4 protein-coding genes are annotated in these 6,684 nt (G+C 64.4%); 2 read left to right on the forward strand and 2 right to left on the reverse strand.

Features of this window, described 5'->3' with window-relative positions; genetic code table 11:
- The coding region (locus AC1DU6_RS16035; RefSeq protein ID WP_477858267.1) for a bifunctional metallophosphatase/5'-nucleotidase at positions 1 to 1,362 on the reverse strand (1,362 nt) is incomplete at its 3' end.
- A gap of 412 nt (positions 1,363 to 1,774) precedes the next feature.
- Between AC1DU6_RS16035 and AC1DU6_RS16040 the strand changes: the two genes are divergently transcribed.
- Positions 1,775 to 4,330, forward strand: coding sequence for a TonB-dependent receptor (locus tag AC1DU6_RS16040; protein WP_477858269.1), 2,556 nt, complete (start codon positions 1,775 to 1,777; stop codon positions 4,328 to 4,330).
- A 102-nt stretch (positions 4,331 to 4,432) separates the two neighbouring features.
- Here the strand turns inward: AC1DU6_RS16040 and AC1DU6_RS16045 are convergent, their stop codons facing one another.
- Positions 4,433 to 5,917, reverse strand: a complete 1,485-nt coding sequence (locus tag AC1DU6_RS16045) for an NAD-dependent succinate-semialdehyde dehydrogenase (RefSeq protein ID WP_477858271.1) — start codon at positions 5,915 to 5,917, stop codon at positions 4,433 to 4,435.
- Positions 5,918 to 6,020: 103 nt separating this feature from the next.
- On the opposite strand from AC1DU6_RS16045, the gene AC1DU6_RS16050 reads away from it, so the two are divergent.
- The coding region (locus tag AC1DU6_RS16050; RefSeq protein WP_477858273.1) for an alanine--tRNA ligase-related protein at positions 6,021 to 6,684 on the forward strand (664 nt) is incomplete at its 3' end.

Consider the following 6,684-nt stretch of genomic DNA (forward strand, 5'->3'; position numbering starts at 1 on the left):
GCGCTGCAGGACGTCCGGCAGCTGCTGGCCGGTCAGCGTCACCGCGACGATGTCGTTGCCGAAGGGCTGGATGGCGAGCAGGTCACTCATCGTCGTGGGCTTGCCGGGCTTCACGGTCAGGTCGGCGCGGATGCCGCCGGGGTTCATGAAGGCCACGTCTGCCGGGCCCTGCTTGCGCGCGAAGGCGAGCTGGCTGTCCGCGATGAGGTTGCCCAGCGCGGAGTCGCCATGGGGCTCCTTGGCATTGCGCGAGGCGCCTTGCGTCAAGGTGGTGACCGGCTTGTTGCGGGCTGCTTCGGTCAGCGCGGCGGCCTGGGCCACCAAGGCGGCCAGTGCCGGGTTGGGCGCGTAGGCCGACTGCAGCACCGGGTGGTTGACGGCCTGGGCATCGAGCACGCGGCCGGCAGCGTCGAACTTGAGATGGCTTTCGGTGATCCAGCCGCCATAGCTGCCGGCTTGCACGACGAGGCGGCCATCGATCTTGCAGGTGTAGGCCTGATGGGTGTGGCCGCCGATGATGATGGCGTAGGCGGGGTCCAGGCGCTTGGCGATGTCCTGCACGCGGCCGGTCAACGTCGGGCAGGCGTAGCTCGGATCGTTGGCACTGGCGTCCCTTCCTTGAACGCCACCCTCGTGCATGACGGCCACCAGCACTTGCGCGCCCTCCGCCTTGAGCTGGGGGACGAGCGCATTCAGCGTGTCGGCCTCGTCGGCGAAGCGGATGCCCTTGATCGCCCGGGCGACGATGACATGGGGCGTCTCCAGCGTCGCCACGCCCGCGATGGCGACTTTCAGCGCGCCAGCCTGCTTGATGACATGGCTGGGCAGCAGCGGCTTGCCGGTGTTCGCGTCCAGCACATTGGCGCCGAGATAGGGAAAGCCGGGGCCCTTGTAGCCCGGCCACAGGCAACCGCCTGCGCCGCATTCGCCGCGGGTCTGGCGCAGCAGCTCGGGCAGGCCGGCATCCAGCTCGTGGTTGCCCAGGGCGCTGGCGGCGATGCCGAGCTGGGACATGGCCGTCAGCGTCGGTTCGTCGCGCAGCAGATTGGAGATCAGCGGCGAAGCGCCAATCAGGTCGCCGCCTGCCACAACCAGGGCATCGGGGTTCCTGGCCTTCAGCGCGGCCAGGGCCGTGGCCAGATACGCGGCGCCGCCGGCAGGCTGGGACTTGAGCGCGCCTGTGGCGTCGGGGAGGCGCGGCAGCAGCGGCGTGGGGTCGGCGGGCTGGATGTTGCCGTGGAAGTCGTTGATGGACAGCAGCGTCAGCTCTGTCGTGGCGGGCTGCTGCTGGGTGGCGCAGCCGGCAAACAGGGCGCCCAGCACGAGGCCGGTGGCGAGACGGAAGGAGTGGGTAAAGGCCATGACGGAGCGGCTTGGAGGAGGCTGGGATCTTGGAGGTTGGTTTGTAGCGCGAGTTTGTCGCGGTTTCGCGACATCACGAGGTTCTGCCGCAAGGTTTACATTCCAGTAAAGATTGCACCATATCGGTGCGACAGGCGGCCCGATTCGTGGCTTGGTTCCGTGATTCCCAAGTCAGCGGGCCAAAAACGGGGAGTAATGTCGCCGGCCGGCGATGCACTGTCCCAGTGCTTCACGCCGGGCGCGAGTGTCTGAATCGGGCCACTTCTGACTTACCCGTAAAGTTCTGTCACAGAAAGTCATGACAATTCCGGGGCGCTTTGCGAAGCGTCTTTCTGCCGCGGTCATCGACGAACGGCACCCTACTGAATCTGTTGAAGCCCGCGCGCTTGGCGCACCCACTAGGAGTCTAGGAATGAAGAGCAGACTATTCTGCAAGACCGCCACCGCCCTGGCAGTTTCCGTGCTGGCCACCGGCACGGTGTACGCGCAGCAAGCGCCGGTGGATCAAGCCAAGGAAGAGGCCGCACCGCGCGCCAAGGACGATGCCGTCCGCCTGGGCACGATCACGGTCATTGGTTCCGGTGCCAAGCTGGCCGGTGGCAATATGATCAATGACGACTCCGTGAAGGGCCGCAGCACGATCACCAAGGCCGCGATGGAAAAGGAAATCGCCACCGGAAACGTGCTGCAGAGCATTGCGCAGCTGCCCGGCGTGAACACCTACAACTACGACGCGACCGGCCTAAACGGCGGCGACGTGAGCATCCGCGGCTTCGGCTCCGATCAGATCGGCTTCACGGTGAACGGCGTGCCGGTCAACGATTCGGGCGGCTATGCTTTCTACGCCCAGGAAATGATCGACAAGGAGAACCTCTGTACCGCTTCGGTGGCCCAGGGCTCTCCCGAGCTGGAATCGCCCCACAGCGGCGCCACCGGCGGCAGCGTGAGCATGATCACCTGCGACCCGAATGACACGAGCCGCCTCCGCTTCTCGCAGACGTTCGGCGGCCTGAACCTGTTCCGCTCCTTCCTGCGTGTCGACACGGGTCGTTTCCTGGACAACAGGGCCAAGGTCTTCCTGAGCTATTCGCATGCCGAAGCCGACAAGTGGAAGGGTGTCGGCAAGCTCAAGAAGGACCATGTCGACGCCGGCTTCACGCTCGACCTGAACGAGGACAACCACATCCTGGGCTCGATCCTGTACAACCGTTTGTACAACCAGAACATCTTCTCGGTCAGCCTGTGCCAAGCTCAGCTCGTTCCGCTCTCCAGCTGCGCCGCCTCCTTTGCCTCTGGCTCTGATGCCAATGGCACGCCCTATGGCTACAACTATGACTACGGCGCGAACTTCAAGGCGCTGAAGACACCGGTGGGCGGCACGGCCCAGACCGACGTCACCCAGTCGCCGGTCTACTACGGCATGGCGCTGAACCCGTTCAAGAACGTGATTGCGTCGGTGTCGGGTTCCTTCAAGGTCGCCCAGGACACTTATTTGAAGGTCCAGCCCTACATGTGGTACGGCTTTGGCAACGGCGGCTGGTCGCAAGTCATCCTTGACGAAACCGGTACCGCTGCCAAGACCGGTAGCTCGGGGACTAGCCTGATTGGCGGCGCCATTGACATCAATGGCGATGGCGACAAGCTGGACAAGGTTGCCGTGGGCCGCGCCAGCGTGACCAAGACCATGCGTCCCGGCATCACCGGCGAACTCAGCACCACGCTGGACAGCCACTACCTGAAGCTGGGCCTGTGGTATGAGCGTGCCCAGCACCGCCAGACCCAGCCGGGCGTCCGCATCAATGCCGACGGCACGCCGGCGGACCCCTGGCTGCAGGACGGCTGCATCAAGCGCACTGACGGCACCTGCTACGAAGGTCGCGACAGCAAGACGATCAGCACCGCCTACCAGATCTACCTGAACGACCAGATCACGCTGTTGAACGACCGCGCCTTCATTTCGCTGGGCCTGCGCCTGCCGCATGTGACGCGTGACGTGACCAACTACGCTAGCGAGACCCCGGTCCCGACCTACACGCTGGTCAATGGCGTCTATACCAAGGGCGCCAACGTCTACCAAGACTTCAACATTACGCGTTCGTTCCGCAAGGCGCTGCCGCAAATCGGTGCCCGCTTCAACCTGGACAGCAAACAGCATGTCTTCCTGAATGCCGCGAAGAACTTCCGCGCACCACCGAACTATGCCTATCAGGTCAGCTCCAGCGGCGTCTATGTAGCATCCGTCAACGGCGGCCCGGTCCAGCCCTTTGTAGAGGTCAAGCCGGAAACGTCGACGATGATCGACGGCGGCTACCGCTTCCAGTCGAAGGACATCTCGTTCACGGCTACGCTGTTCAGCTCAGACTTCAAGAACCGCCAGGTCTCGGCGACGGACCCGAATACCCTGGTCACCACCTATGTAAATGCCGGCGGCGTGAAGAACCGTGGCCTGGAGATGGAAGTCGGCAGCGGCGTCTTCGGCGGCTTCTCGGCCTATGGCTCGCTGACGCTGCAGAAGAGCAAGATCACGGACGATCTGCAGCTGACCGCTACCGGCTTCCTGCCGATCAAGGACAAGGAGTTCGGCAAGACGCCCAAGAAGATGGCCGCCCTGTCCGTGCAATACGAGCAAGGCCCGGTCTATGTGCGCCTGAAGGGCARGTACACCGGCTCGCAGTACGTGGACCTGATGAACCAGGAAGCCGCCCCCGCTTACACCACCGGTGACCTGGACGCCGGCTTCAAGTTCGGCAACTTCGGCTCGCAGCTGAAGAACGCCCAACTGCGCCTGAACGTCAGCAACATCGGCAATGCGAAGTACCGCAGCGCGTCTTCGATCCTGACCAACACGCAGGCAACGCCGCTGCGGACGACGAATGGCTCGACCGCATCGCAATCTGCCAGCACCGAGTTCTACTACCTCGGTGCCCCGCGCTTCACCTCGCTGACCTTCAGCGTGGATTTCGAGTAAGTAGCTTGACTGCCGGGTGCACAAGGCCCGGTCAGTCGGTTCGGCAACCGCGAGTGCAGCCAGAAGCTGCCTCGCGGTTTTTTTGTTGCCGGGGCCTGGTTTTCAGCGGTGGATGTCGCCCAGGCAGAGGTACTTCACCTCGACATAGTCCTCGATGCCCTGGCGCCCGCCCTCGCGGCCCAGGCCCGATTGCTTGACGCCGCCAAACGGCACCTCGGCCGTCGAGATCAGGCCGGTGTTGACGCCCACCATGCCGTATTCCAGCGCCTCGCCGACGCGGAAGATGCGGCCGATGTCGCGGCTGTAGAAATAGCTGGCCAGGCCGAACTCGGTGGAGTTGGCCAACCGGATCGCGTCCTCTTCGGTCTGGAACTTGAAGATGGGCGCCACCGGGCCGAAGGTCTCCTCGCGCGAGCACAGCATCTGCGGCGTCGCATCGGCCAGCAGCGTCGGCTCGAAGAAGTTGCCGCCGGCGGTCTCGATGCGCTTGCCGCCCGCCAGCAGTTTGGCACCCAAGGCGATGGCGTCGGCGACATGGGTCTGGACCTTTTCCAGCGCTGCAGCGTCGATCAGCGGCCCGACATTGATGCCGGCATCAAACCCATTACCTGTCTTCAGCGCCGCGACCTTGGCCGCGAATTTCTCCAGGAAGGCGTCGTAGACACCCGCCTGTACATAGATGCGGTTGGCGCAGACGCAGGTCTGACCGGCATTGCGGTATTTGCTGGCGATGGCGCCTTCCACGGCGGAGTCGAGGTCGGCGTCGTCGAAGACGATGAAGGGCGCGTTGCCGCCCAGCTCCAGGCTGAGCTTCTTGATCGACGGCGCGCACTGTTTCATCAGGATGCGGCCGACCTCCGTGCTGCCGGTGAAAGACAGATGGCGCACGACATCGCTCTCGCACAGCACCTGGCCGATCTCGATGGACTGCTGGGAGTCCGCCGTCAGCACGTTCAGCACGCCGGCCGGCATGCCGGCCTGCTGGGCCAGTTCGGCAGCAGCCAGGGCCGTCAGTGGCGTCGCCTCGGCCGGCTTGATGATGACGGTGCAGCCGGCGGCCAGGGCCGGGGCGACCTTGCGCGTGATCATCGCCAACGGGAAGTTCCACGGCGTGATGGCCGCGCAGACGCCGACGGCCTGCTTGATGACCAGGTAGCGCTTGGTTGGGTCGGTCGTCGGGATGGTCTCGCCGTAGACGCGCTTGCCCTCCTCGGCGAACCAGTCGAGGAAGCTGGCGCCATAGATGACTTCGCCGCGCGCTTCGGCCAGCGGCTTGCCCTGCTCGGCCGTCATCAGCCGGGCCAGGTCGTCGGCGTGCTTGACCAGCAGTTGCTGCCAGCGCACCAGCACCGCGGCGCGCTCCTTGGCCGGCTTGGAGCGCCAGGCGTTCAGCGCATTGGCGGCGGCGGCGATCGCCGAATCGGCGTCGGCGCGGCCGAGGTTGGGCACCTGGGCCAGTTCGCGGCCGGTAGCCGGATCGTTGACCGCAAACGTGGCGGAGCCGCCGACCCATTCGCCATTGATCAGGGCCTGCGTGCGCAGCAGACCGGGATTCTCGAGCGCCTCCAGCGGCGAATTCGCGTCCATCAAGGTTCTCCAATCGAATTGAGAGGCACTCTACCCGGGCGATGTAAAGCCCCCTCTCTACAATCGCCCCTCCTTGTCACAGACCTTTTCCAGGAAACCCCGGATGAAAGCCGCCGAGATCCGCCAGACCTTTCTGAAGTTCTTCGAGTCGAAAGGCCACCAGATCGTCGCGTCCAGTCCCGTCGTGCCGGGCGACGACCCGACGCTGCTGTTCACGAACGCCGGCATGAACCAGTTCAAGGACGTGTTCCTGGGCTTTGACAAGCGCGCCTACTCGCGCGCCACCACCAGCCAGAAGTGCATCCGCGCCGGCGGCAAGCAYAACGACCTSGACAAYGTCGGCTAYACSGCGCGCCATCACACCTTCTTCGAGATGCTSGGCAACTTCWSSTTCGGCGACTATTTCAAGAAGGACGCGATCAGCTATGCCTGGGAGCTGCTGACAGTCAACTTCAAGTTGCCGGCCGACAAGCTCTGGGTCACCGTCTACGAGGAAGACGACGAGGCCTACGAGATCTGGAACAAGACGGTGGGCGTGCCCGCCGAGCGCATCGTGCGCATCGGCGACAACAAGGGCGCGCGCTACATGTCCGACAACTTCTGGATGATGGGCGACACGGGCCCCTGCGGCCCCTGCACCGAGATCTTCTACGACCACGGCCCCGACGTCGCTGGCGGCCCCCCGGGCTCGGCCGAGCAGGACGGCGACCGCTACATCGAGATCTGGAACAACGTCTTCATGCAGTTCAACCGGACTGAAGACTGCG

The organism is Roseateles sp. P5_B10, from assembly GCF_056400485.1.

What these genes read in the sequence shown, in the direction of transcription:
- AC1DU6_RS16045 (WP_477858271.1), bottom strand. Translation starts at nt 5,917, where the DNA reads ATGGACGCGAATTCGCCGCTGGAGGCGCTCGAGAATCCCGGTCTGCTG.